At 72.7% G+C, this 24,561-nt stretch carries 22 protein-coding genes and 1 tRNA gene; 10 read left to right on the forward strand and 13 right to left on the reverse strand.

All coding sequences use genetic code 11. The features are described 5' to 3' along the window. Positions 1 to 90: 90 nt before the first annotated feature. Both BJZ21_RS17175 and BJZ21_RS17180 read right to left on the reverse strand, forming a co-directional pair. Positions 91 to 975: a hypothetical protein gene (locus BJZ21_RS17175; RefSeq protein WP_179664868.1), complete on the reverse strand. Its 885-nt coding sequence runs from the start codon at positions 973 to 975 to the stop codon at positions 91 to 93. Continuing rightward, on the reverse strand, positions 975 to 1,478 hold the full coding sequence (locus tag BJZ21_RS17180; protein ID WP_179664869.1) for a SigE family RNA polymerase sigma factor: 504 nt from the start codon (positions 1,476 to 1,478) through the stop codon (positions 975 to 977). The genes BJZ21_RS17175 and BJZ21_RS17180 overlap by 1 nt, the downstream gene beginning before the upstream one ends. A 164-nt stretch (positions 1,479 to 1,642) precedes the next feature. On the opposite strand from BJZ21_RS17180, the gene BJZ21_RS17185 reads away from it, so the two are divergent. From BJZ21_RS17185 to BJZ21_RS17195, 3 genes are all read left to right on the forward strand, one after another. After that, positions 1,643 to 2,851, forward strand: a complete 1,209-nt coding sequence (locus BJZ21_RS17185; RefSeq protein WP_179664870.1) for a hypothetical protein — start codon at positions 1,643 to 1,645, stop codon at positions 2,849 to 2,851. Positions 2,852 to 3,052: 201 nt separating this feature from the next. Beyond that, positions 3,053 to 3,125, forward strand: a tRNA-Arg gene (locus BJZ21_RS17190). A gap of 84 nt (positions 3,126 to 3,209) precedes the next feature. Next, complete coding sequence (locus BJZ21_RS17195; RefSeq protein ID WP_179664871.1) at positions 3,210 to 3,905, forward strand: response regulator transcription factor; 696 nt, start codon at positions 3,210 to 3,212, stop codon at positions 3,903 to 3,905. On the opposite strand, the gene BJZ21_RS17200 is transcribed toward BJZ21_RS17195, so the two are convergent. Then, positions 3,902 to 4,468, reverse strand: coding sequence for a CGNR zinc finger domain-containing protein (locus BJZ21_RS17200; protein WP_179664872.1), 567 nt, complete (start codon positions 4,466 to 4,468; stop codon positions 3,902 to 3,904). The genes BJZ21_RS17195 and BJZ21_RS17200 overlap by 4 nt on opposite strands. 37 nt (positions 4,469 to 4,505) lie before the next feature. On the opposite strand from BJZ21_RS17200, the gene BJZ21_RS17205 reads away from it, so the two are divergent. Continuing rightward, positions 4,506 to 5,717, forward strand: coding sequence for an MFS transporter (locus tag BJZ21_RS17205; RefSeq protein WP_343052193.1), 1,212 nt, complete (start codon positions 4,506 to 4,508; stop codon positions 5,715 to 5,717). 43 nt (positions 5,718 to 5,760) lie between these two features. On the opposite strand, the gene BJZ21_RS17210 is transcribed toward BJZ21_RS17205, so the two are convergent. Continuing rightward, positions 5,761 to 6,951: a saccharopine dehydrogenase family protein gene (locus BJZ21_RS17210; protein WP_179664873.1), complete on the reverse strand. Its 1,191-nt coding sequence runs from the start codon at positions 6,949 to 6,951 to the stop codon at positions 5,761 to 5,763. Positions 6,952 to 7,073: 122 nt separating this feature from the next. Between BJZ21_RS17210 and BJZ21_RS17215 the strand changes: the two genes are divergently transcribed. Continuing rightward, positions 7,074 to 7,346 carry a DUF2277 domain-containing protein gene (locus tag BJZ21_RS17215; RefSeq protein ID WP_179664874.1) on the forward strand — a complete coding sequence of 91 codons (273 nt, stop codon included), beginning with the start codon at positions 7,074 to 7,076 and terminating at the stop codon, positions 7,344 to 7,346. Positions 7,347 to 7,379: 33 nt separating this feature from the next. Here the strand turns inward: BJZ21_RS17215 and BJZ21_RS17220 are convergent, their stop codons facing one another. Next, positions 7,380 to 8,633 carry an MFS transporter gene (locus BJZ21_RS17220; RefSeq protein ID WP_179664875.1) on the reverse strand — a complete coding sequence of 418 codons (1,254 nt, stop codon included), beginning with the start codon at positions 8,631 to 8,633 and terminating at the stop codon, positions 7,380 to 7,382. Positions 8,634 to 8,746: 113 nt separating this feature from the next. Here BJZ21_RS17220 and BJZ21_RS17225 point away from each other — a divergent pair, with 113 nt between their 5' ends. Next, entirely contained in the window at positions 8,747 to 9,631 is an 885-nt protein-coding gene (locus tag BJZ21_RS17225; protein ID WP_343052194.1) for a Sir2 family NAD-dependent protein deacetylase, read from the forward strand. A gap of 33 nt (positions 9,632 to 9,664) precedes the next feature. Here the strand turns inward: BJZ21_RS17225 and BJZ21_RS17230 are convergent, their stop codons facing one another. Beyond that, positions 9,665 to 10,351 (reverse strand): iron-dependent transcriptional repressor DtxR, encoded by a 687-nt coding sequence (locus tag BJZ21_RS17230; RefSeq protein ID WP_179664876.1) that lies wholly within the window; start codon positions 10,349 to 10,351, stop codon positions 9,665 to 9,667. Positions 10,352 to 10,431: 80 nt separating this feature from the next. Here BJZ21_RS17230 and BJZ21_RS17235 point away from each other — a divergent pair, with 80 nt between their 5' ends. The 3 genes from BJZ21_RS17235 (at position 10,432) to BJZ21_RS17245 (ending at position 14,237) form a co-directional block, all read left to right on the forward strand. Next, positions 10,432 to 11,787 carry a cryptochrome/photolyase family protein gene (locus BJZ21_RS17235; RefSeq protein WP_179664877.1) on the forward strand — a complete coding sequence of 452 codons (1,356 nt, stop codon included), beginning with the start codon at positions 10,432 to 10,434 and terminating at the stop codon, positions 11,785 to 11,787. Further along, entirely contained in the window at positions 11,784 to 12,563 is a 780-nt protein-coding gene (locus BJZ21_RS17240; protein WP_179664878.1) for a hotdog family protein, read from the forward strand. The genes BJZ21_RS17235 and BJZ21_RS17240 overlap by 4 nt, the downstream gene beginning before the upstream one ends. A 69-nt stretch (positions 12,564 to 12,632) precedes the next feature. Further along, positions 12,633 to 14,237: a glycoside hydrolase family 13 protein gene (locus BJZ21_RS17245; RefSeq protein WP_179664879.1), complete on the forward strand. Its 1,605-nt coding sequence runs from the start codon at positions 12,633 to 12,635 to the stop codon at positions 14,235 to 14,237. Positions 14,238 to 14,328: 91 nt separating this feature from the next. Here BJZ21_RS17245 and BJZ21_RS17250 read toward each other — a convergent pair whose 3' ends face one another. From BJZ21_RS17250 to pdxH, 7 genes are all read right to left on the reverse strand, one after another. Then, positions 14,329 to 14,790 carry a MarR family winged helix-turn-helix transcriptional regulator gene (locus tag BJZ21_RS17250; RefSeq protein WP_179664880.1) on the reverse strand — a complete coding sequence of 154 codons (462 nt, stop codon included), beginning with the start codon at positions 14,788 to 14,790 and terminating at the stop codon, positions 14,329 to 14,331. Then, the gene (locus BJZ21_RS17255) at positions 14,787 to 16,508 is read right to left on the reverse strand and encodes an MDR family MFS transporter (RefSeq protein WP_343052195.1); all 1,722 of its coding nucleotides are present in this window, start codon (positions 16,506 to 16,508) and stop codon (positions 14,787 to 14,789) included. Before BJZ21_RS17255 ends, BJZ21_RS17250 begins: the two co-directional genes overlap by 4 nt. Before the next feature lie 513 nt (positions 16,509 to 17,021). Beyond that, positions 17,022 to 18,917, reverse strand: a complete 1,896-nt coding sequence (locus BJZ21_RS17260; RefSeq protein ID WP_179665770.1) for an ABC transporter ATP-binding protein — start codon at positions 18,915 to 18,917, stop codon at positions 17,022 to 17,024. 194 nt (positions 18,918 to 19,111) lie between these two features. Then, positions 19,112 to 20,848 (reverse strand): ABC transporter ATP-binding protein, encoded by a 1,737-nt coding sequence (locus tag BJZ21_RS17265; RefSeq protein ID WP_179664881.1) that lies wholly within the window; start codon positions 20,846 to 20,848, stop codon positions 19,112 to 19,114. After that, on the reverse strand, positions 20,848 to 21,471 hold the full coding sequence (locus BJZ21_RS17270) for a TetR/AcrR family transcriptional regulator (protein WP_179664882.1): 624 nt from the start codon (positions 21,469 to 21,471) through the stop codon (positions 20,848 to 20,850). The genes BJZ21_RS17265 and BJZ21_RS17270 overlap by 1 nt, the downstream gene beginning before the upstream one ends. A 100-nt stretch (positions 21,472 to 21,571) precedes the next feature. Continuing rightward, positions 21,572 to 22,621, reverse strand: coding sequence for a S66 family peptidase (locus tag BJZ21_RS17275; RefSeq protein ID WP_179664883.1), 1,050 nt, complete (start codon positions 22,619 to 22,621; stop codon positions 21,572 to 21,574). 46 nt (positions 22,622 to 22,667) lie between these two features. Further along, on the reverse strand, positions 22,668 to 23,339 hold the full coding sequence (gene pdxH, locus BJZ21_RS17280; protein ID WP_179664884.1) for a pyridoxamine 5'-phosphate oxidase: 672 nt from the start codon (positions 23,337 to 23,339) through the stop codon (positions 22,668 to 22,670). A 112-nt stretch (positions 23,340 to 23,451) separates the two neighbouring features. Here pdxH and BJZ21_RS17285 point away from each other — a divergent pair, with 112 nt between their 5' ends. Further along, the gene (locus BJZ21_RS17285; protein ID WP_179664885.1) at positions 23,452 to 24,555 is read left to right on the forward strand and encodes a citrate synthase 2; all 1,104 of its coding nucleotides are present in this window, start codon (positions 23,452 to 23,454) and stop codon (positions 24,553 to 24,555) included. Positions 24,556 to 24,561 lie beyond the last annotated feature (6 nt).

Consider the following 24,561-nt stretch of genomic DNA (forward strand, 5'->3'; position numbering starts at 1 on the left):
CGGGCGGATGTGACCGGGCGGATGTGACCGGGCGGTCGTGACCGGGCGGTCCCCGGCCGGGGCCAGCAGGCCGCCCGCGCAGCGGCCCGGTCAGTAGCAGACGAAGCGGTCCGACCGCGGTGCCGGGTGGAAGACGATCCGGTCGCTGCCGAGGTCGGCGCCGTGCAGCGCCGCCAGTCGGTCGCTGGTGAACACGATGGTCTTCGCACCGGTGCGGGTGGCGGTGCCGGAGAGCCGTTGAGGCAGGCCCACGGGCGGATTGCCGTTTCCGCGCGGGGCGGTCTCCCACAACCGTCCACCGACGGAGACGTACTGCAGTCCGCAGTGCAGGTAGAGCATCACGGGGCCTGATTCGCCAACGGCAAGCGCTTTGTTCGGTGCGACCGGTGTGGGCTTGCGACCTGCCCTGGCCACCGGGATGACGCTCGTCGTGCCGCCGGCGACGACGGTGAGTCTTGCCGGCGCGTCGTTGAGCCCGCCGATGACCACGGTGACGCGTCCGGCGTCGGCGGTGCACACACCTGCGCCGTCGTAGTCACGGATGCGGAGGGTGACCTTGCCGCCGTGGGTGGCGGCCGCGGTTGCGGTAGGTGGGCAGGAGCTGCTGTAGGCCATCTCGGACACGTAGACAAGGGCCTGGTCGCTCGGCCGCCACGCGGCCGCCGCGAGGTCGATGTTGGTGCGCAGCTGGTCGAAGAGGGTCGATACGCCGGGTGCCATGCCGGTCGTGACCTGAACCTTCAGGTGGTCACCGGATGCGGAGGCCACCGGGGCGTTGAGGCCAGGGAGGGTGTGCGCAGCGACGTACCCTCCACCGAGGGCGAGCGCGGTCGCGGCGGCGGTGCAGGAAAGGATGGCGCGGCGCTTGCGCCGCTTGGCGACACCCCCGGCGACCAGGAGGTCGCCGATGGGGGCCGGTCCGGTCGGGATGTCGTCCCAGAGCCGATCGAGGGCGGCGGGCGTCTTGTCGGTCATCACTGGCCTCCTTCGGCGAGGTCGGCCAGATGGCCGTTGGTCGCGAGCAGACGCAGGGCGCGCGCGACGCGGCTCTTGACCGTGCCGGGGGCGATGCCGAGGACGTCTGCGGTCTGCTGCTCGCTCAGGTGCGCGTAGTAGCGCAGGACGATGACCTCTCGGTGCACCGGGGACAGGTCGGCAAGTGCCCGGTGCACTGCGTCGGTCACCTCGACGTGCTCGGTGGGGTCCTCGGTGGCCCGGTCGGGAAGTGTCGCGGCCGGCCGCTCACCCCACCAGCGTCGGCGCCGGCTGTCGCGGTGGCAGTTGAGCATGATCCTGTACACGTAGGCGTCGCGGTCGCGGGCCTTCTCGACCTTCCGCCACGCGGTGTAGCAGCGCAGCAGCGTGGTCTGGGCGAGGTCGTGCGCTTCGTCGAGCGTGCAGCCGAGGAAGACCGCCGAGCGCACGAGTGTCGCCCAGCGTGCGCTCGCGTAGGCGGAGAAGTCTCCGTCGCAATCCATCCGTCCTCCGTCGGTTCCGCTCCTACCCCTTGGACGGGGTGGCAGGGCCCCTGGGTTCCCCTGAGCCCCGACCAACCCCGACACGAATGTGCACATGGCCCGCCCCAGTAGACCGTGTTGATCATCCGGTGCTACGCGAGAATCGACGGTCCGCGCGAGGCGACTTGAACAGGATTCTGAGAATCTGGAACAAGCCACGCGCGGTAGTCGGCCACCGGGTAGCGATCGCGATCGCCGTCGTGGACGTACTGGCGACGTGGCACGTCTGGACGATGGACCGCTGGCAGAATCGCCGCGTGATCGACTCGAGAAGCGTCGCGGTGGTCGAGACCGAGTACCGGTGCTTCGTCCTGCGTGAGGAGTACCCCTCCGGCTTGCGGGGGCTTGAGGTACCCAGCAACTCGCTGGTGAGGTTCGAGACTACGGACGACCAGCACGAGGTGTGGGTGCTGACCGGGTCTCAGTGGGGTCCGTTTGAGATCACGGTTGAGCAGCACGACGGTCCACCGGCGATGGTCGATGATGACTGGCTGGACATGGTCGAGTTGAGCCTGACCTGTCAGGGCGAGGTCACCGTGTGCGAGATGATTGACGGGCCGATGGCGACGCTGGTCGATCGGGCCGGCGACTTCCGTGTGCGTGTCTGTGCTCGGGGCCGTCGCGAGGGACTGCTTCGCGACGACGATCCCGACTGGGATCTCGGCGATGGCCCCGTGGTGGAGCACTATCTGCTGCAGGTGTGGCGGGAGCCCGCCTCTGACGGCCGAGTTCTGCGTGAGGACAAGGGCCTGTGGGAGGCCCTGGGTGATTCTGACGAGGCAGGTGCCTCAGAGGGCGACGCCATCGTGGACGCTGGGCTGGAGGCCAGTAGCCGCATCCTCGCCGACGTGGAGGGTGGACCTTCGGCGCGCAGGCTGTCGGGGCGGCGTGGACATGTGGTCGCGACCGGGGAGGTGCCCGCGTCCCGTCGCATCATCTTCCCGCGTGCCGCCTCCCTGGTGGCGTGGCCCTCGTGTCGGGGTGGTTCGGCTGGTGACTTGGCGGTCGGAGCGACCTGGACTCACGACGGGACCCGTCCCGACGGGGACGGCGAGTACGGGCACATCACTACGACCTTCGAGATGCTCAACGAGCCAGAGGCGATCTTCAAGACTTGGAACTGGCAGCGACCTCAGTCGGCACAGCCCAACGTCGACACGGTGCGTTCGTTGCTGGACCCGCCGAGCATCATCCGCATGGCGTTGATGGAGTACAACGACGACAGCGGCGACAAGTTGACCACCATCCACGTTCAGCACGTCGGCGTCCCGGTCGAGTGGGTCGACGACCTGTGGGCCCTGTGGCGTTGGGATCTGCACCGCCTCACGCGTTGAATCGGGAGAAGCCAGGGCGTTTCGGCTCCTTGCACTCCGGCGGTCCCTGAGACGACGGCTGGCCGACTCGTTCGGCCCTGAGCCCCGACCAACCCCGACCGACTCGGCCACGCTCAAGGCCCCGCATTCGTCATGCCCACCGTCTGCTGCCAAAATGACCACCGCCGGTGGACGTCTTCGACACGAATGCGCACCTGGCCCGCCCCAGTAGCTCAGTGGATAGAGCAGCCGCCTCCTAAGCGAAAGGTCGTAGGTTCGACTCCTACCTGGGGCACCGATGAGGCCTCGCCCTGCGTCGAGGTTCGGGAGCCCTCGGCTCCGGCACCTCCCGAGGTCACCACTGCACTAGTCTGGGTCGATGGATCCAGCGAAGCGCCCGCTGCGGCTGGCCATCGTCGACGACTATGCCGTGGTCGTCGCCGGCGTCGCTCGATTCCTGGCGTCCGAGCGCATCGACGTCGTCGAGACCGGGGCGTCGCTGTCGGTCCTCACCGATGTCGACATCGTCCTCTACGACACCTTCGGTCAGGTCCAGGGAACCGGCGTCGATCTGGAGGACTTCGTCCGCGACAGTGGCGCGAGGGTGGTGGTCTACAGCTGGAACCTCCGGCCCGAGATGATCCAGCAGGCCCTCGCCGGTGGCGCCAGCGGCTATCTCTCCAAGGTGCTGTCCGGACCCGAGATCGTCGCCGCCCTCGAGCGGGTCATGAACGGCGAGGTCGTCGTCCTTCCGGGCGACGACGAGGCGAGCGTCGACGGCGCCGGCGACTGGCCGGGGCGGTCGGCCGGGCTGTCTCCCCGGGAGGCCGAGATCCTGGCCTTGATCACCCAGGGCCTGAGCAACCAGGAGATCGCGGATCGGATCTATCTGAGCATCAACTCGGTGAAGACCTACATCCGCACCGCGTACCGCAAGATCGATGTCCAGCGGCGCCCGCAGGCGGTGCTGTGGGGGGCGCGGAACGGCTTCGAGCCCGACAAGCTGCGCACCATCGACCGTGCCCTCCTGCTGCGCCCGCCGGCGCTGGTGCCGCGACCTCCCGTTCCTGGCTAACGGTGCCGGGACCGGTGCACGGCCGCCTTGACCCGGCTCTGGCACCGGGTCGAGCAGAACCGTCGCTGGCTGTTGCGCGAGGTGTCGACGTAGACCCGGTCGCAGCCCGGCGCCGCGCACACGCCGAGGCGTCCGGCCAGCTCGCTGCCCACCGCGAGGGCCAGCCCGGCCGCCACGCCCGCGGCCCAGCCGTGCGCCAGTGAGTCGTCGAGGCCGTGGAAGTGCAGGCTCCACGCGCCGTCGTCGAACCGGTCCAGCTGGGGCCGGGCGCCGGTCTCGCGCAACAGCAGGTTGACGACCTCCGCGGCCCGCGGGACGTCCCCGTCGGCGACCGACTCGAACACCACGCGCGCCCGCTCGGCAGTGCGCCGCAGCACCTCGACGTCGTGGACGCTCACCCGCGGGCGCCGCCCGCCCCGCGCGAGCAGCGTCGAGACCGGCGCGGTCAGGATCGGGTCGCTGGGCACGTCGTACGGCGTGCCGCGGTCCTCGCCCCCGGTCGTCAGGTTGACCAGGCCGACCGCGACCTCCATCAGCGCCAACACGTGACTGTCGAACAGCACTTGATCAGTCACATCCTCTCGTCGTACAGTCACTGTCGTGACTGACGATACCGCCTTGACCAGTCACGGGATCCGCCGCCGGATGCCCCGACCCGTCCTGGTGCTGATGCTGGCCCGGACCCTGAACCGGCTCGCGGCGTTCTCGCTGCCGTTCGCCGCCCTGGTGCTGGTGCAGCGGCACGGCGCGTCGGTCACCACCGCTGGCCTCGTGCTGGCCGGCTTCGGGCTGGCCACGATCCCCTCGCGGCTCGCGGGCGGCCGGCTCGCCGACCGGATCGGCCGGCGCCGGACCATCGTGCTCGGCCTCGCCGGTTGTGCCGCCGCCCAGCTGGCCTTCGCCGCCGCGCCGAGCCTCGCCGCGGCGGCCGTCGCCGTGGTCGTGCTCGGTCTGGTCTTCGAGCTCTACGAGCCGCCCAGCCAGGCGCTCGTCGCCGACCTGTGTGCCGAGGAGGAGCGTCCGGCGGCGTTCGCGATGCTCGGTGCGGCGCTGGCTGCCGCGGGGGTGCTCGCGGGCCTGCTCGCGACCTGGCTCGGCCGCCTCGATCTGCGGTTGCTCCTGGTCGCCGACGCGATGAGCTGCCTGCTGGGGGCCGGCCTCGTGTGGTGGGGCCTGCCGCCCGACCGGCCCTCCGCCGGTGCCGCCGCGGACGCCGGCACCGGTCCGTGGCGCGACCGTCGGCTGCTTGCGATGCTGGCCGCGGGCACGGCGTTCGCCACCCTCTACTTCCAGATCTTCGTCGGGCTGCCGCTGACCCTCGTCGCGCGCGGGCTCCCCGCCGACCGGCTCGGCCTGCTGCTGGCGACGGCCGCGGCGACGGTCGTCGGCGGCCAGGCCGTGCTGCGCCGTCTCCCGGAGCCACGGGACGGGTTCTCCGCGATGACGCTCGGCTACCTGCTGCTCGCGGCCGGGCTGGCCCTCACCGCCGCCGCCCACGGGCTCACCGGCTTCCTGGTGGCGACGGTGGTGTGGAGCGCCGGCGACCTGCTGCTGCTCGGCCATCCGTACGCCGTGGTCGCCCGGCTGGCGCCCGCGGGGGCGACCGGGCGCTACCTCGCGGCGTACGGCACCTGCTGGGGCCTGGCGGCCGTCGTCGCCCCGCTGCTGGGCACCCAGCTGCTCGCGCACGCCGGGCCGGCGGCGCTGTGGCTGGCCTGCGCCGGGCTGGCGCTCCTCCTGGCCGCCGTCCAGCCCGTGCTGCGGGCAGCTTGTCAGCCCGTTCCCTCGCTTGAGGGGCGTTGCACCGCCTGACAACCGAGGGAATCCCCGGCTGGCCGGGGATTCCTGCAGGCGGCTACCCCACCACCTCGAAGCGGATCCCCGCGTCCTGCAGGCGGCGCAGCAGCGCGTCACCCATCGCCTGGGCGATGGTGACCTGGCCGGCGGTGGGCGGGTTGTCGTCGAGGGCCAGGCACAGGGCCGACTCGGCCAGCATCGTGGCGGTCTCGTCGTAGCCGGGGTCTCCCCCGGACACCCGGGTGTGCAGCGTGCGCCCGTCACCCTCGGCGACGAAGTCGACGGTGAACCAGGACCGGGCGCGCTTGCCCTCGTCGGGGCCCTCACCCTGCTTGACCCGACCCAGGAGGAGGTTGCGCAGCGGCCCGACCTGGGCGGCGAGGGCCAGTGCGGAGACCCCGGCGGCCCCGCCGACGGCGTAGCGCAGCGTCTTGGTGCCGGCGTAGTGGGAGTAGCGGAACTCCGGGCCGTACGCCGCCAGCGCGGCACCGCTGCGCGCCACCACGAGCGGGTCGATGGTCGGCAGCGGTAGCAGCCAGAGCCCCAGCGTGCCGTCGCGGTGCGGCTTCCCGGCCACCGCGCGGGAGGAGCGGCCCTCCGGGCGCCGCTGGACCCGACGCCGGTCGGCCGCTGCCTGCCTCATCTGCCGCGGCCGGGACATCGCGGTCAGCGCGGAGTGGAACGTGCCGCCCGAGAACATCCCGCTGGCGCGGACCACGCCGCGCACCGACACGGGTCCCGACACCGGTCCCGAGGCGGCGAGCTGCTGCACGGTGTAGAAAACGCCGAGGTCGTGCGGGATCGAGTCGAAGCCGCAGGCGTGCACGATTCGGGCGCCGGTGCGCTCGGCGGTGGCGTGGTGGGCGGTGTACATCCGGTCCACGAACTCCGGCTCACCGGTGAGGTCGACGTAGTCCGTGCCCGCCTCGGCACACGCGGCGACCAGCGGCTCGCCGTAGGTCAGGTAGGGCCCGACCGTCGTGATCACGACCCGCGCGCGGGCGGCGACGTCGGCGAGGGACCCGGGGTCGGAGACGTCGGCGCGCAGCAGCTCGAGGCGCCCCAGCTCCGGGTCGATGGCCGCGAGCCGGAGCCGGACCGCGGCCAGCTTCTCCTGGTTCCGACCCGCCAGCGCCCAGCGCAGGCCCGCGGGCGCGTGCCGGGCGAGGTACGCCGCGGTCAGCTGCCCGGTGAACCCGGTGGCCCCGAAGAGCACGACGTCGAACTCGCGGTCCTGCTTGCCTGCCATGTCGGGAGGCTAGCCGCCCGCGCCAACGCCGGCAGGCCGGCCGGCCCGGCTCGCCGCCCGGCCCCGCCGCCCGGCCCGCCGATCGCCCGGTCCGAGCCCGGCTCAGCGCCTAGGCTGGCGGCATGTGCCGCAACATCAGACCGCTCCACAACTTCGAGCCACCGGCGACCCCGGACGAGGTCACCGCGGCCGCGCTGCAGTACGTCCGCAAGGTGAGCGGTACGACGAAGCCCTCGCTGGCCAACCAGGCCGCGTTCGACCGGGCGGTCGCCGAGATCGCGCACGCGACCCGGCATCTGCTCGACGACCTGGTGACCGCCGTGCCCCCGAAGGACCGCGAGGTCGAGGCCGCCAAGGCCCGGGCGCGCGCCCAGCAGCGCTACGCCCGGACCTGAACCGCCGGGCCCGGGTCCGACCTCGGGGCACGATCAGAGCCGGTCGTCGTGCCGCAGCCGCCACAGCAGCGGCAGGCTCGCCACCAGGGCGGCGGAGCAGACGAACCACATCGCGGCGTACCCGTGCGTCGAGGGCAACACCGGGCCGAGCAGCACGATGGCGGCGCCGGCGACGACCGGTCCGAGGGTGGCGCCGATGCCCCGGCTGAGCCCGAACAGCCCGGAGGCGGCGCCGTGCCGGTCCTCGGGGAGCAGCCGCATCAGCACCGACAGCGGGAGCGTCATCACCGTCGCGGCGCCCGCGGCCACCAGCGGGATCAGCGCGACGACCCAGGTCTGCTGGGTCAGGCCGGGGACGACCATCAGCACGCCGTAGACCAGCAGCGACGCGCCGAGCAGCCGCACGTGCCCGAACCGGTCGGCGGCCCAGCCCGACAGCGGGGCGGCCACGGCGATCCCGACCGCGACCAGCGGGAAGATCACCGTGGACACGAACGTCGACGACCGGCCCAGCCCCGCGGTGAAGAACAGCACCACGAAGGCCCGCAGCGCGGCCAGCGCGAAGTTCCACAGCCCGTTGGCCAGGCACAGGGCGCGGATGTCGGCGTCGGCCAGCAGCCGCCGGATCGCGCCGAGGTTCGTGAGCACCTCCTCCCCCTCGTCGCCGTCGCGGTGGACCGGCTCGTCGAGCCGGTGCCGCAGCCCGCGCAGCAGCAGCGCGGTGACCAGCACCACCAGCACCGCCGCGACCAGGAACGGCAGCCCGGGCGAGAGGTCCATCATCAGCCCGCCGCCGATCAGGGCCAGGCCGACACCGGTCACCCGCCAGGTGCTCTCCGCGCTGACCGACCGTCCGCTCTGCTCGTCGGGCACCAGGTCGGGGAACAGGCTCCAGTAGGGCGCGAGGAAGGAGTAGTAGCCGGCGTACAGCACCGCCAGCGCCAGCGCCAGCGCCCACAGCGAGAGCGTCCCCAGCACGGCCAGCAGCCCGACGGCGGCGACCGCCAGCGCGGTCACCGCGGCGAAGGCGACCAGCAGTGGCATCCGGTCCCGCACCCGGCGGCTGCGCCGGTCGGAGATGCCGCCCACGATCGCCGGCATGAAGATGCCGAAGAACCCCTCGCCGCCGATCAGCGCGCCGACCACCACCGGACCCGTCACCTGGTCCACCAGCACCGGCACATAGGTGGAGACCACGGTCACCGTGAACGTCATCCCCAGCGCGGGGACGCCCAGCGCGGCCAGGAACAGCCGCTGGCGGGAGGACAGCTTCTCGAGGGTGGGCACGCTCGTCCTTACCCGAGCCCCGCCCCCCGACATGCGCCCCGGCCCGGGTGTCGCGCGTCCCCCGGCCGAGCGTCCGCCCCCGCGTGCTGGCGGGCACGTCGTACCCTCGAGGGGTGAGCGCCGTGGCCCCGACCCTCCTCGACGACCACCGGGACGACCACCGGGGGGACGACCGGGAGGACGACTGGCGACCGGCGCTCGACGTGCTCACCGGCCGGCCGCTGGTGGTGCTGACGGGCGCGGGGCTGTCCACCGACTCCGGCATCCCCGACTACCGCGGCCCGGGCTCCCCCGCGCGGACGCCGATGACCTACCAGGAGTTCGTCGCCGGCCCCGCGGCCCGGCAGCGGTACTGGGCGCGCAGCCACCTCGGCTGGGGCCGGATGCGCGTGGCCGCGCCGAACCCCGGCCACCACGCGCTCACGCGGCTCGACCCGGAGCTGCTGATCACCCAGAACGTCGACGGCCTGCACGAGCGGGCCGGGTCCCGGCGGCTGGTCGCGCTGCACGGCCGGATCGCCGAGGTGGTCTGCCTCGACTGTCGTACGACGTCCTCCCGTGCCGGCCTGCACGAACGGCTGGCCGAGCTGAACCCGGGCTTCGCCGAGCGGTACGCCGAGGTGGCGAGCCGGCCCGACGGCGACGTCGAGCTCGACGACACCGACGGGTTCGTGGTGCCGGGCTGCGCCGCCTGCGGCGGGGTGCTGAAGCCGCACGTGGTGTTCTTCGGGGAGAACGTGCCGGCCGAGCGGGTGGCGCGCTGCTACGCCGCCGTCGACGCGCTGGCCGACACCGGCGGCGCGCTGCTGGTGGCGGGCTCCTCGCTGGCGGTGATGAGCGGGCTGCGGTTCGTCAAGCGCGCCGCCCGCCACGGCGTCCCGGTGGTGATCGTCACCCGCGGCTGGACCCGCGGCGACGAGCTGGCCACGCACAAGCTGCACGCGGGCTGCAGCGGGTTCCTCGCCGCCCTGCTCCGGGCCCGGGAGGACCGGGGCTAGCCACGGTCGGCCCGGCGCCGGCCCGTCGTCCGGTCAGAGCCGGCGCACGAAGATGTGCTCCGCCGCCTCGGGCACGACCTCCGCGGACTCCCCGCCCGAGCCCACCAGGACCCCCTCGGCGGTGGCCACGACCGTGATCGTCCGGTCCGGCAGCGCCCCCACCCGGCGCAGCGCGCTCATCAGCGACTCGTCCTTCTGCATCTCCTCGGAGATCCGGCGGACGATCACCCGCGCCTCCTCGGCGCCGGCGGCCTTCGCCAGCGACTCCACCCCCTCGCGGAAGTCCACGCTCACCGCGGTCTCCCCGAGCTCGTCGAGCCCCGGGATGGGGTTGCCGTACGGCGACTCGGTGGGGTGGTCGAGCAGCTCGACGAGGCGCCGCTCGACGGTCTCGGAGATGACGTGCTCCCAGCGGCACGCCTCCTCGTGCACGAGCTCCCAGTCCAGACCGATCACGTCGGTGAGCAGCCGCTCGGCGAGCCGGTGCTTGCGCATCACCCGGGTGGCCAGCCGCATGCCCTCGTCGGACAGCTCGAGGTGCCGGTCGCCCTGGACGGTGAGCAGCCCGTCGCGCTCCATCCGGGCCACGGTCTGCGACACGGTCGGGCCGCTCTGGTGCAGGCGCTCGGCGATCCGGGCGCGCAGCGGCACGATGCCCTCCTCGGTCAGCTCGTAGACGGTGCGGAGATACATCTCGGTGGTGTCGATCAGGTCGCTCACCTGGTCATTCTCACCCATGCCGCGGACCACCCCGGCTCCGCGCCCTGCGGCCCGGGGGACGGCGTGGCAGAGTGGGCGCGATGTCCGCCGCCGTCATGTGGTTCCGCCGCGACCTGCGCCTCGGCGACAACCCCGCCCTGCTCGAGGCCGCCGCGGACGGCGACGTGCTCCCGCTCTTCGTGCTCGACCCCCACCTGTGGGGGCCGGCCGGGCCCAGCCGGCGCGGCTACCTCGGTGCGTCGCTGCGGTCGCTGGACGCCTCGCTGCGGCAGCGTCGCGCCTCGCTGTCGGTGGTGCACGGCGACCCGGTGTCGCGGCTGGTGCACGCGGCCCGGGAGGTCGGCGCCTCCCGGGTGCACGTCGCCGCCGACTACGGCCCCTACGGGCAGCGGCGCGACCGGGAGGTGGAGCAGGCGCTGGCCGGGCACGGCGTGGAGCTGGTCCGCACCGGGTCGCCGTACGCCGTCGCGCCGGGCCGGGTGACCAACGGGTCCGGCGACCCCTACAAGGTCTTCACCCCGTTCTCCCGGGCGTGGGCCGAGCACGGCTGGCGCGGGCCGGTCGACCCCCCGAGCGGCGGCTCGTGGCTGTCCCTCGAGGACACCACCGCGATCCCCGACCCGGCGCTGCCGGACGGGCTCGCCCTCCCGGAGGCGGGCGAGCGGGCGGCGCTGCGCCGGTGGCGGGAGTTCCTCGACGAGGTCGTCGAGGACTACGACGACGGCCGCGACCGGATGGCCGTCGACGGCACCTCCCGGATGTCGGTGCACCTGAAGTGGGGCGAGATCCACCCGCGCACGATGCTGGCCGACCTGGCCCGGTTCCGGTCCTCGGGGCCGGCCACCTACCGCAAGGAGCTCGCGTGGCGCGAGTTCTACGCCGACGTGCTGTTCCACCGGCCCGAGACCGCCCGGGAGTACCTCAAGCCCGAGTTCGCGCGGATGGCGTACGACGAGCCCGGCGCGCAGCTCGAGGCGTGGCGGCGCGGCCGGACGGGCTTCCCGGTGGTCGACGCGGGCATGCGCCAGCTGCGCGCCACCGGCTGGATGCACAACCGGGTGCGGATGATCGTGGCCAGCTTCCTGGTCAAGGACCTGCACGTGGAATGGCAGCACGGCGCCCGCCACTTCATGCGCTGGCTGGTCGACGGCGACCTCGCCTCCAACCAGCACGGCTGGCAGTGGACCGCCGGCTGCGGCACCGACGCCTCGCCGTTCTTCCGGGTCTTCAACCCCACCGCTCAGGGCCGCAAGTTCGACCCCCACGGCGGCTACATCCGGCGCTGGGTGCCCGAGCTCGCCGACCCGGACGTCGTGGCGGACCCGCACGAGCCCGACCCGCAGACCCGGGGCCGGGTCGACTACCCTGCCCCGGTCGTCGACCACAAGCAGGAGCGCCAGGAGGCGCTGGACCGTTGGGAGCAGATCCGCCGATGACCACGAGCCCGGACCTCATCGTCCCGAAGCGGTTCTGCGGGCCGCCGTCCTCGGGCAACGGCGGCTGGACCGCCGGCGCGCTGGCGGGGCTGATCGACCAGGACTGCCCCGAGGACCGGTGCCGGTCGTGGCCGACGATCCGGGTCGCGCTGCGCCAGCCCCCGCCGCTGGACACCCCGATGCCGGTGCACAGCGACGACGGCGCGAAGGTCGCGACCACCAGCGGTGCGGTCGTGGCCTCGGCGAGCGTCGTCGACGAGCACCCGGTCACGGTCGAGCCGGTCGGTGCGGCCGAGGCCCGGGCCGCGTCCGCGACGTACCCCGGGCTGGCCTTCCACCCGTTCCCGACCTGCTTCTCCTGCGGCGTGGACCGCGAGGAGGGCGACGGGCTCCGGATCTTCCCCGGCCGGGTCGCCGACCAGGACGGGCAGGTCCGTGTCGCCGCGACCTGGTCCCCGCACCCGAGCGTCGGCGAGGACTTCCACCCGTACGCCGACGAGCACCCTCGCGCGTCGCTCGCCGCGACCTGGGCGGCGCTCGACTGCATCGGCGGCTGGGCCGGCGACCTCACCGAGCGGCTGATGGTGCTGGCGAGCATGACCGCCCGGGTCGACGCGCTGCCGGTGATCGGCGAGGAGCACGTGCTGGTCGGCCTGGCCCGCGGCCAGGAGGGTCGCAAGACCTTCACCGCCTCGGCGCTCTACGACGCCGACGGCCGGGTGGTGGCCCGCGCCGAGCACCTGTGGATCGCCGTCGACCCGGCCGTCTTCGGCTGACCGCCGGGAGGGCCCCGCGGCGGCCGGCGAGTTGACGCGGGTCGGCCCGGATCTGGGACACTTGCCCGCATGGGTTGGAACGATCAAACCGAGTGGTGGCGGCACGCGACCGTCTACCAGGTCTACGTGCGCAGCTTCGCCGACGGCAACGGCGACGGGATCGGTGACCTGCCCGGCATCACCGCGCGGCTGCCGTACCTGCGCGACCTCGGCGTCGACGCCCTGTGGATCACGCCGTTCTACACCTCCCCCCAGAAGGACCACGGCTACGACGTCGCCGACTACTGCGACGTCGACCCGCTGTTCGGCCGGCTCAGCGACGCCGACGACCTGATCGCGACCGCCCACGACCTGGGCCTGCGGCTGATCGTCGACCTGGTGCCCAACCACACCTCGGATGCGCACCCGTGGTTCCGCGCGGCGCTGGCCGCCGGGCCGGGCAGCCCCGAGCGGGCCCGCTACCTCTTCCGGCCCGGCCGCGGCGCCGACGGCGCCGAGCCGCCGAACAACTGGGAGTCGGTCTTCGGCGGCCCGGCGTGGACCCGGGTCGAGGACCCGTCGCCAGGCTCCGGACGACCCGCCGAGTGGTACCTCCACCTCTTCGACAGCACCCAGCCCGACCTCGACTGGCGCAACCCCGAGGTCGGCGACATGTTCGAGGACGTGCTGACCTTCTGGCTCGACCGGGGTGTCGACGGGTTCCGCGTCGACGTCGCCCATGGCCTGTTCAAGGAGGAGAGCCTGCGCGACCAGGTGGTCGCCGACGAGCCCGCCCAGGCCGCCGGGGACAGCAGCATGGTCGAGCGCCGGATGCGCGACGAGCCGATGTGGGACCAGCCCGAGGTGCACGAGGTCTACCGGCGCTGGCGGCGGATCCTCGACAAGTACGACGGGCAGCGGATGGACGTCGCCGAGGCGTGGACCCAGACCCCCGAGTCGATGGCCCGCTTCGTGCGCCCCGACGAGATGAACCAGTCGTTCAACTTCGCCTGGCTGCTCGCGCCGTGGTCGGCGCAGGAGTTCGCTGCGGTCATCACCGGCACCTTCGACGCGCTGCGCCCGGTCGGCGCGACGCCGACCTGGGTGCTCAGCAACCACGACGTGGTCCGCCACGTGACCAGGTACGGCGGCGGCGCGCAGGGCCTGGCCCGCGCGAAGGCGGCGACCATGACGATGCTGGCGCTGCCCGGCTCGTCGTACCTCTACCAGGGCGAGGAGCTGGGCCTGGAGCAGGCCGAGGTGGAGCCGGAGTTCCGTCAGGACCCGTCCTGGTTCCGCACCGGCGAGCCCGGCCGCGACGGCTGCCGGGTGCCGCTGCCCTGGGGCGGGGACCGGCCGCCGTTCGCGTTCGGCTCCGGCGACGGCCACCCGTGGATCCCGCAGCCGCCGGACTGGGAGGCGATCACGGTCGAGGCGCAGGCCGGCGACCCGGACTCGACGCTCTCGTTCTACCGGAAGGCGCTGTCGGCCCGTCGTGGGTTCGCGACCTCCGCCGGCGACGAGGTGGAGATGCTCGACCTGGGAGCCGACGTGCTGGCCTTCCGCCGGGGCCCGGTCACCGCGGTCCTCAACTGCGGCACCGAGCCGGTCGCGCTCCCCGAGGGCGAGGTCCTGCTGGCCAGCGGGCCCGTCGACGGCACGCTGCCCGCCGACACCGCGGTCTGGCTCGGCTGATCTGTAGGCCCGGGGGTCAGCTGACGACCCGAGCAGGACGGCGCCCACCCCGCTGGGGGTGGGCGCCGTCTGCGTGTGTGGGTAGGCCGGGTTACGGCCGGTCGTCGAGCGTGGCGTTGTAGCGGCCCAGCTGGGCGGCGAACGACGCGAGGTCGTCGTCGGACCAGTCGCCCATCCGGTCGTCGAGCCACCGTCGCCGCTCGGAGGCGACCTCGCCGATCCGGTGCACGGCATCGGCGCTGGCCGAGACCAGCGTGGCCCGGCGGTCCTCCGGGTCCGGCGCCCGGTCGACCAGGCCGATCTCCTCGAGGTGCTGCAGCTGCCGGCTCACCGCCCCCTTGTCCAGGCACAGCCCGTCGGCGATGGCCGAGGCCCGCATCGCGCCGAGGTCGGCGAGGTAGGCGAGCATGAGGTACGACCCGCTCTGCAGCTCCGGGTGCACCGCCCGGGCCCGCTCGGCGAGCACCCGGCGGATCCGGCGCAGCATCACGCTGACCTCGTGCTCGAGCAGTCGCAGCGACTCCACGCGACCGGTCCGGGTGGCGGTGCTCATCGCGGGGCCACGCCCTCGGTCACGCCCTCGTCCAGCTCCTCGGGGAGGCTCCCGACCGGGTCCGCGGGGAGGCTCCCGACCGGGGTCACCTCCGCGGCGGGAGCGACGCCGGCGGTCTCCCGGGCGAGCTCGTCCTCGTGCTCGATCGTGGTGCGCAGCGGCACCTCGCGGATGAACAGCACGCAGATGAACGCCGCGACCGCGAAGGGCAGCGCGACCAGGAAGATGCGGCCGGTGGCGTCACCGAACGCGCTCTCGAAGAGGCCGCGCACGTGCGCGCCCAGCGTGTTGGGGTCGGGGATGCTGCCGCCTCGGGTGCGGGACTGGAAGTCCGCCAGCTCCTTCCCGATCGCGGGGTCCTGCCGGGCCAGCGCGGCCAGCGCGGGCAGGCCCTCGGACAGCGACGCGGCCACGCGGTGGGCCAGGATCGCGCCGAGCGCCGAGATGCCGATCGAGCCGCCCAGCGAGCGGAAGAAGGCGACCACGGAGGAGGCCGCGCCCATGTCGGCCTGCGCGGTGTTGTTCTGCACGGCCAGCACGAGGTTCTGCATCGTGGCCCCGAGGCCGACGCCGAGCACGGCCATGTACAGGCCCACCCGCCACAGCGCGATGGTCGCGTCGATCGTGGACAGCAGGCCGATCCCGACGATCACCGTGGCCATGCCGCCGACCAGCCAGCGCTTCCAGATGCCGGTGGTCGAGATGATCCGGCCGGAGACGATGCTGGAGACGAACAGGCCGCCGACCATGCACACCGACATCAGGCCGGCGTCGGTCGGGCTCATGCCGCGGGCGCGCTGGAAGTAGAGGCTCAGGTAGACCGTGGAGCCGAACATCGCGACGCCGATCAGCACCGAGGCCAGGGTCGCCAGGCTCGTCGTACGGTCCCTGAACAGCCGCAGCGGCACCACCGGCTCGACGGCGAACCTCGCCTCGACCAGCACGGCCAGGCCAAGGATCACCACGGCCAACGACACCAGGGCCCAGCTCAGCGCGGAGTTCCAGGCGAACTGCTGGCCACCGAGGGAGACCCAGACCAGCAGGACCGACACGCCGCCGACGATCAGCAGCGCGCCGAGGTAGTCGATGTGCACCTCGCGCTTGACCACGGGCAGGTGCAGGGTCTTCTGCAGGACCACGAACGCCAGGACCGCCACCGGGAGCCCCGCGAAGAAGCACCACTGCCAGCCCACCGTGTCCACGAGCAGGCCGCCGATCAGCGGGCCGGAGACCGTGGCCAGCGCGAACACCGCGCCCAGGTAGCCGGAGTAGCGGCCGCGCTCGCGGGGGGTCACCATCGAGGCGATCACGACCTGGACCAGCGCGGTCAGGCCGCCGACGCCGAGGCCCTGGATCGCGCGGGCGCCGATCAGCATGCCCATCGAGTTGGCGAAGCCGGCGATGATCGAGCCGATCGAGAAGATCACCAGCGCGGTCTGCACCAGCAGCTTCTTGCTGAACAGGTCGGCGAGCTTGCCCCAGATCGGCGTGGTCGCGGTCATCGTCAGCAGCGTCGCGACCACGACCCAGGTGTAGCCGGTCTGGTTGCCGTGCAGGTCGGACACGATCGTGGGCAGCGCGTTGGAGACGATCGTGCTGGAGAGCATCGCGACGAACATCGCGAGCAGGAGGCCGCTGAGGGCCTCGAGCACCTCGCGGTGCGACATCCGCACCTCGGCCTCGGCCGAGGCGGGTGCGAGTGGTGCAGCGTGGGACACGGGAGCTCGATTCACGGGGAGTAGAAGGTTGCCGCCAGCAACTATATTCTCTTTGGTTGACGATGACAACCAACGTGGCCCGGGACACAGCACCGGACCGTCCCGGACATGCAGCGACCCGCAGGCGTGAACCTCCGAGGAGGCCCGCTCCGGTGGACGTGACGACCGGATCGCCTGCGGGTCGGGTAGCTGCTGTGGATTCGCGAGCAGTACTTCGCTCACGCGGTTGCTGCTAGCGGGCAGCCACCTCACGCGTCCAACAAGACTTCATCTTCCGGACCACCTCCTTTCCCGTGTGCCACCACGGTAGGCCCGCTTCCCGGACCCTTCAACCACTTTTCCCCGGGTTCATCGGGTCACCGGGTCCGGGCCCACGGGGTCCGGGTCGGCTGCACGTGCGACCCTCGCGGGAACAATTGCTCGGAAGTCGGGGGGTTACCCAGCAGTAGCGGGCCGATCTCCAAACAATTGAACGCACCCACCCCCCGCGACCGGCCCGGCACGCCCGACCGCTCAGGCGACGGGCGCGGCGAACTGGGCGTCGTGCAGGCGGGCGTAGGCGCCACCCGCGGCGAGCAGCTCCTCGTGGGTGCCCTGCTCCACGATGTCGCCGTGCTCCATGACCAGGATCAGGTCCGCGTCGCGGATCGTGGAGAGCCGGTGCGCGATCACGAAGCTGGTGCGGTCCGAGCGCAGCGCCGACATCGCCTGCTGCACCAGCAGCTCGGTGCGGGTGTCGACCGAGGACGTAGCCTCGTCGAGGATCAGCAGCGCCGGGTCGGTCAGGAACGCGCGGGCGATCGTCACCAGCTGCCGCTCCCCCGCCGAGAGGTTGCTGCCCTCCTCGTCGATCACCGTGTCGTAGCCGTCCGGCAGCGAGTGCACGAACCGGTCCACGAACGTCGCCCGGGCGGCCGCCAGCACCTGCTCGTCGGTGGCGCCCGGGCGGCCGTAGGCGATGTTGTCGTGGATGGTGCCGCCGAAGAGCCAGGTGTCCTGCAGGACCATCCCGATCTGGCCGCGCAGCGCGGCCCGCGGCATCGCGGTGATGTCCACACCGTCGATCGTGATCCGGCCGGCGTCGACGTCGTAGAAGCGCATCACCAGGTTGACCAGCGTGGTCTTGCCGGCGCCGGTGGGCCCGACGATCGCCACGGTCTGCCCGGGCCGGGCCACCAGCGAGAGGTCGCGGATCAGCGGCTGGTCCTCGTCGTACGCGAAGCCGACGTGCTCGAAGGCGACCTCGCCGCGGCGGGCCGCCGGGGTCGCGGTCACCGGGGCGTCCGTGGGCTCCTCCTCGGCGTCGAGCAGCTCGAAGACCCGCTCGGCCGAGGCGACGCCGGACTGCAGCAGGTTCATCATCGAGGCGACGGTGGTCAGCGGCTGGGTGAACTGCCGGGTGTACTGGATGAACGCCTGGACCTCGCCGAGCGACAGCGACCCGCTGGCCACCCGCAGGCCGCCGACGACGGCGATGACGACGTAGTTGAGGTTCCCGATGAACATCATCGACGGCATGATCAGCCCCGAGACGAACTGCGCGCCGAAGCTGACCTTGTAGAGCTCCTCATTCTCCTCGGCGAAGGTCTGCTCGACCTCCGGCTGCCGGCCGAACACCTTGACCAGCGCGTGGCCGGAGAAGGTCTCCTCGATGTGCGCGTTCAGGGTGCCGGTACGGCGCCACTGCGCCACGAACTGTCCCTGGGAGCGCTTCATGATCGCGCGGGTCACCAGCAGCGAGGCCGGGACCGACACCAGCGCCAGCAGCGCGAGCAGCGGCGAGATCCAGAGCATCATCGCCAGCACGCCGACGACCGTGAGCAGCGAGGTCAGCAGCTGGCTCATCGTCTGCTGCAGGGTCTGGCTGACGTTGTCGATGTCGTTGGTGACCCGGCTGAGCAGCTCGCCGCGCGGGGAGCGGTCGAAGTAGCCGAGCGGCAGCCGGTTGATCTTAGCCTCGACGTCCTGACGCATCCGGTAGACGGTGTTCTGCACGACCGTGTTGAGCACGAAGCCCTGCAGCCAGCCGAGCAGCGCGGCGCCGGCGTAGATCGCGAGCACGAACAGCAGCACGTTGCGGACCGCGTCGAAGTCGACGCCCTGGCCCGGGACGACGTGGGGCATGCCCGCGAGCAGGTCCGCGCGCTTGTCCTGCCCCTGGGCCCGGAGAGCCTCGACCGCCTGCTGCTGGGTCAGCCCGGCGGGCAGGTGGCGGCCGATCAGGCCGGCGAAGACCAGGTCGGTGGCGCGGCCCAGGATCCGAGGCCCCACCGACATCAGCACCACGCTGGTGACGCCGAGCACCACGACGAGGATCGCCTTGCCCCGCTCGGGACGCATCCGGGCGATCATCCGCTTCGCGGACGGGCCGAACTCCATCGCCTTCTGGCCGACCATGCCGCCGCCCATCGGGCCCCGGCCGGGCCCGGGCCCGGCCTGGATGCGTTCGGTGGCGGCCAGCGCCCTGCCCTTGGGGGCCCGGCCACCAGCACCCCGGTCCTCCGGAGCCTGGCCGTCGGGACCCTGCCCGTCCGGACCCCGCCCGCCGGGACCCCGGCCGTCCGGACCCCGGCCGTGCGGGGCGTTGCCGTCGGTGGTGGCGCTCATGCCGCGTCCTCACTGGTGAGCTGGGAGTCCACGATCTCCTGGTAGGTCTCGCAGTCCTCGAGCAATTGCTCGTGGGTGCCGCGGCCGACGACCCGCCCGTCCTCGAGCACGAGGATCAGGTCGGCGTCGATGATCGTGGAGACCCGCTGGGCCACGATCAGCACGGTCGCGTCGGTGGTGACCGGGCCGAGCGCGGCGCGCAGCCGGGCGTCGGTGGCGAGGTCCAGGGCGGAGAAGGAGTCGTCGAAGAGATAGATCGCCGGCCGGCGCACGAGCGCCCGCGCGATCGCCAGCCGCTGCCGCTGGCCGCCGGAGAAGTTGGTGCCGCCCTGGCTGACCGCGGCGTCGAGCCCGTCGGGCATGGCCTCGACGAAGTCGCGCGCCTGCGCGATCTCGAGTGCGGCCCACAGCTCGTCGTCGGTGGCGTCGGGCTTGCCGTGGCGCAGGTTGCTGGCGACCGTGCCGCTGAACAGCCAGGCCTTCTGGGGCACCAGGCCGATCTGGGCCCAGAGCAGGTCGGGTTCGAGGTGGCGTACGTCGACCCCGCCGACCGAGACCGTGCCGCCGGTGGCGTCGAAGAGCCGGGGCACCAGGTTGACCAGCGTGGACTTGCCGGCGCCGGTCGAGCCGATCACCGCGACCGTCTGCCCGGGGCGGGCGCGCAGCCGGACGTGGTCGAGCACCGGGGCCTCGGCACCGGGGTAGGAGAACACCACGTCGTCGAGGTCGAGCCAGCCGCGCCGGTCCGGGTCCGGCGCCACCGGCTCGGCGGACGGGACCACCGAGGTCTCGGTGTCGAGGACCTCGACGATGCGGTCGCCGCACACCGAGGAGCGCGGCACCATCATCAGCATGAAGGTCGCCATCATCACCGACATCAGGATCTGCATCAGGTAGGACAGGAAGGCGGTCAGCGCCCCGACCTGCATCTGGCCGGTGTCGACGCGGTGGCCGCCGAACCAGATGACGGCGACGCTGGAGACGTTCACGACCAGCATCACCAGCGGGAACATCGTCGCCATCCAGCGACCGGCCCGGATCGCGACCTGGGTCAGGTCGCCGTTCGCGGTGGCGAACCGCTCGGTCTCGTGGGGCTCGCGCACGAAGGCGCGGACGACGCGGATGCCGGTGATCTGCTCGCGCAGCACCCGGTTGACCTCGTCGATGCGCGCCTGCATCTTGCGGAAGCTCGGCACCATCCGGCTGACCACCAGGCCGACGCTGAGGAACAGCGCGGGTACGACGACCGCGAGGATCCAGCCCAGCCCGCGGTCCTCGCGCAGCGCCATGATCACGCCGCCGACCATCATGATTGGCGAGGAGACCGCGATCGTGCAGGCCATCAGCACCAGCATCTGCACCTGCTGCACGTCGTTGGTGCTGCGGGTGATCAGCGAGGGCGCGCCGAAGTCCTGGAGCTCGCGCTGGGAGAAGGTGCCGACCCGGTGGAAGATCGCGCCGCGCACGTCGCGGCCGAAGCCCATGGCGGTGCGGGCGCCGAACCACACCGCACCGACCGAGCAGACGATCTGGGCGAGCGAGACGCTCAGCATCAGCGCGCCGGTGCGGACGATGTAGCCGGTGTCGCCGCGGATGACGCCGTTGTCGATGATGTCGGCGTTCAGGCTCGGGAGGTAGAGCATCGCCAGCACGCTCACGAACTGCAGGACGACGATGATGCCCAGCCACGCGCGGTAGGGCCGCAGGTGGCTGCGGAGCAGGCGGAGCAGCATCAGATCTCCCTCCGGCGGACGCCGTCGAGCAGCAGGTCCGCGATCTGGTCGGGGGTGAGCACGGGGGCCATGCCGAGCTCGGGCCGGCTGGCACCGAAGATCAGCGAGCGCAGCGCGATCGCGGCGACGTCCGGGGCGACCGCGAGCTCGTCGCGGTGCGGCTCGAACAGCCCGACGAGCCGGCGGTGCAGGTCGTCCTGGGCCTTCAGCACGAACGGCGGCGGACCCAGGTGGCCCTTGCCGTCCCGCTCCCGCTCGTGCTCCTCGTGGGCGGCCATCAGGTGCACGCGCGCGGCCATCATCACGGTCATCGTCATCCGCATCCGCTGCAGCACCCGCTCGGTCGCGACGACCACCTTGGGCCGCAGGCCCTGCACCCCGGCCATCGCCCGGTCGAAGTCGGCCTGGCCGTCGGCGGGGTTGATGGCCTCCTCCGCCGCGGCCAGCATCAGGCTCCTCTTGTCCGGGAAGACCCGGAAGATCGTGCCCTCGGCGATGCCGGCCGCCTCCGCGATCTCCCGGGTGCTGACCTCCCCGCCCGAGTCGACGATGAGCGGGATCAGGACGTCGACGATCGCCTTGCGGCGGTCCTCGGCGGTCATCGCGGTGGCGCGGGGGGTCATGCGGTCAGACTAAGTGAGTGAGCGCTCACTCACAACTCGATATCGGTGTACGCCGACCACGGCTGCGGATCGGGCCCGGGTGGGGGCTGGACCGGCGGGCTCAGGAGTAGTCGGCCCACACCCGCCGCTCGACGGCGTCCACGGTCACGGCGCCGCCGTACGGCAGGATCCACTGCGGCCGGGTGTGGCCGAACGGCATGCCCACCACGACCACGGCGTCGGGGTTGTAGCGCTGCACGGTCTCGATGGCCACGTCGCGCTGCTCGGCCCGCCACCGGGCCCGCTCCTCGGGGGTCCGCTGCACCTCGAAGCTGGTGCTGGGCGGCCGGGCCACCACGACCGCGTCGACCGCGGCGAGCAGGCCCCGCTCCCCGAGCGAGCGCGCGATCCAGCCGAACTCCTGCGCGGGGATGAGCTCCTCGGAGGTCTCCAGCAGCAGCACCCCACCCTCGAGCACCGACGGGTCCGGCGGGAAGCGCCCCGCGGTCAGGATCCACTGCACGACCTCGATGCAGCCGCCCCAGGTCCGGCCGGTGACGCTGCGGGCCGGCCCGGCCCACGTCCAGGGCTCGGTCGGCTCGCGGTCGCCGTACTCGCTCAGGGCCAGGGGGTCGCGCCAGTCCTTGCCGAAGTCCTCCGACTCCCCCGGCTCGGTGACCTCCAGGCGCCCACCGGTGAGCAGGGCCGCGCGCAGCGACGCGAGCTGGACGTCGTCGACGGCCGGCCCGGGGCCGAGCTGCACCTGGGTGGAGCCGCCGTAGAACCCGGCCACGCCCTGCTGCCACAGCCAGTTGAGCAGGTTGGTGTTGTCGCTGTAGCCCAGGAACGGCTTCGGGTCGGCGCGCACCAGCTCGGGGTCGAGGTGCGGCACCACCGTGATCTGGTCCTCACCGCCGATCGTCGCCAGCACCGCCCGGATCCGGGGGTCGGCGAAGGCGGCGTTCAGGTCCGCCGCCCGGTCCGCCGCCGAGGCCCCGAGGCGCCTGGTCGTCGGGTACTCGACCGGCACCAACCCGGTGACCTCCACCAGCCGCCGCATCGCCTGCTCGTGCACCTCCGGCGCGAAGCCCGGCGCCGCGAAGGACGGGGAGAGGATCGCGACCCGGTCTCCGGGGGCGGCCTTGGGTGGTACGACGGGGTCCGGGTGCATGACCTGAGCCAATCAGCCCCGCGGGCGCCCGTCCACGCGATTCCGCCTACGGCGCCAGCCGCTCGGTCCGCCAGACGTCGCCCTCGCGCCGGTAGACCAGCCGGTCGTGCATCCGCCCGGGCCGGCCCTGCCAGAACTCGATCACCTCGGGGCGTACGACGTACCCGCCCCACTCCTCCGGCGCCGGCACCTCCTCGGGGAACCGCCGCTCCGCGTCCTCGAACGCCTGCTGCAGCTCGTCGCGGCCGCGGACCGGGTGGGACTGGTGCGAGGCCCAGGCGCCCAGCCGGGACTTCCGCGGCCGGGAGGCGAAGTACTCCTCGACCGCGTCCCGGCCCAGCGGCGTGGCCACCCCGTCGACCCGCACCTGGCGCTCCAGCGGGTGCCACGGGAAGAGCAGCGCGCAGCGCGGGTTGCCCGCGAGCTCGCGCCCCTTGCGCGAGCCGGTGTTGGTGTAGAACACGAAGCCGCGCGAGGAGACCCCCTTGAGCAGCACCATCCGCGACGACGGCGCGAAGTCCGCGCCGACGGTCGCGACCACCATCGCGTTGGCGTCGTAGAGGTCCGCCGCGAGGGCCTCGCGCAGCCACCGGTCGAACATGGCCAGCGGGTCCGGCTCGAGGTCGGACTCCGCCAGCCCGGCCCGGGAGTACTCCTCCCGCAACGCCGCCAGGTCGATCGTCTGCTCCGGCTCGGCGCCGTCCTCCAGGTCCGTCATGAGATTGACCATAGACATTCCTCCCTAGCCCCACGCACCACGGCGGGGCAGAATGCAGCCGGCGCCGCGGGCGCCGTTGCCCCACCCGGCCGAGCAGAGGAGTCGCGGACCGATGACCGAGGTACACCACGGACTCGAAGGTGTCGTTGCGTTCGAGACGGAGATCGCCGAGCCCGACAAGGAGGGCTCCGCGCTGCGCTACCGCGGGGTCGACATCGAGGACATCGTGGGTCGCGTCCCGTTCGAGAACGTCTGGGGCCTGCTGATCGACGGCGCCTACACCCCGGGCCTGGCGCCGGCCGAGCCGTTCAACCTGCCGGTGCACACCGGTGACGTGCGCGTGGACGTGCAGGCGGCGGTGGCGATGCTGGCGCCGGCGTTCGGGTTCCGCCAGACCTACGACATCAGCGACGAGCAGGCCCGCGAGGACATCGGTCGGCTGGCGGTGATGGTGCTCTCCTACGCCGCGCAGTCGGCCCGCGGGCTGCACATGCCGGTGGTGCCGCAGACCCAGGTCGACGAGGGCGTGACCCTCGCGGAGAAGTTCCTGATCCGCTGGAAGGGTGAGGCCGACCCCAAGCACGTCAAGGCGATCGACGCCTACTGGAGCAGCGCCGCCGAGCACGGCATGAACGCCTCCACGTTCACCGCCCGGGTCATCACCAGCACCGGCGCCGACGTCGCGGCGGCCTTCTCCGGCGCGATCGGCGCGATGAGCGGCCCGCTGCACGGCGGCGCGCCCTCGCGGGTGCTCGGCATGATCGAGGAGGTGGAGCGGACCGGCGACGCCGCGGCGTACGTCAAGGGCCTGCTCGACTCCGGCGAACGGCTGATGGGCTTCGGCCACCGCGTCTACCGCGCCGAGGACCCGCGCGCCCGGGTGCTGCGACGCACCGCCCGCGAGCTCAACGCTCCGCGCTACGAGGTCGCCGAGGCGCTGGAGAAGGCCGCGCTGGCCGAGCTCCGCGAGCGCCGCCCCGACCGGGTGCTCGAGACCAACGTCGAGTTCTGGGCCGCGATCGTGCTCGACTTCGCCGAGGTGCCCGCCAACATGTTCACCTCGATGTTCACCTGCGCCCGCACCGGCGGCTGGTCGGCCCACATCCTCGAGCAGAAGCGCACCGGCCGGCTGATCCGCCCCTCCGCGGTCTACGTCGGTCCGTCCCAGCGCAAGGCCGACGAGGTCGACGGCTGGCGCGACGAGTGGGCCGGCTGACCGCGC

It is taken from the genome of Nocardioides panaciterrulae (genome assembly GCF_013409645.1).
In the GTDB taxonomy this organism is placed as follows: domain Bacteria; phylum Actinomycetota; class Actinomycetes; order Propionibacteriales; family Nocardioidaceae; genus Nocardioides; species Nocardioides panaciterrulae.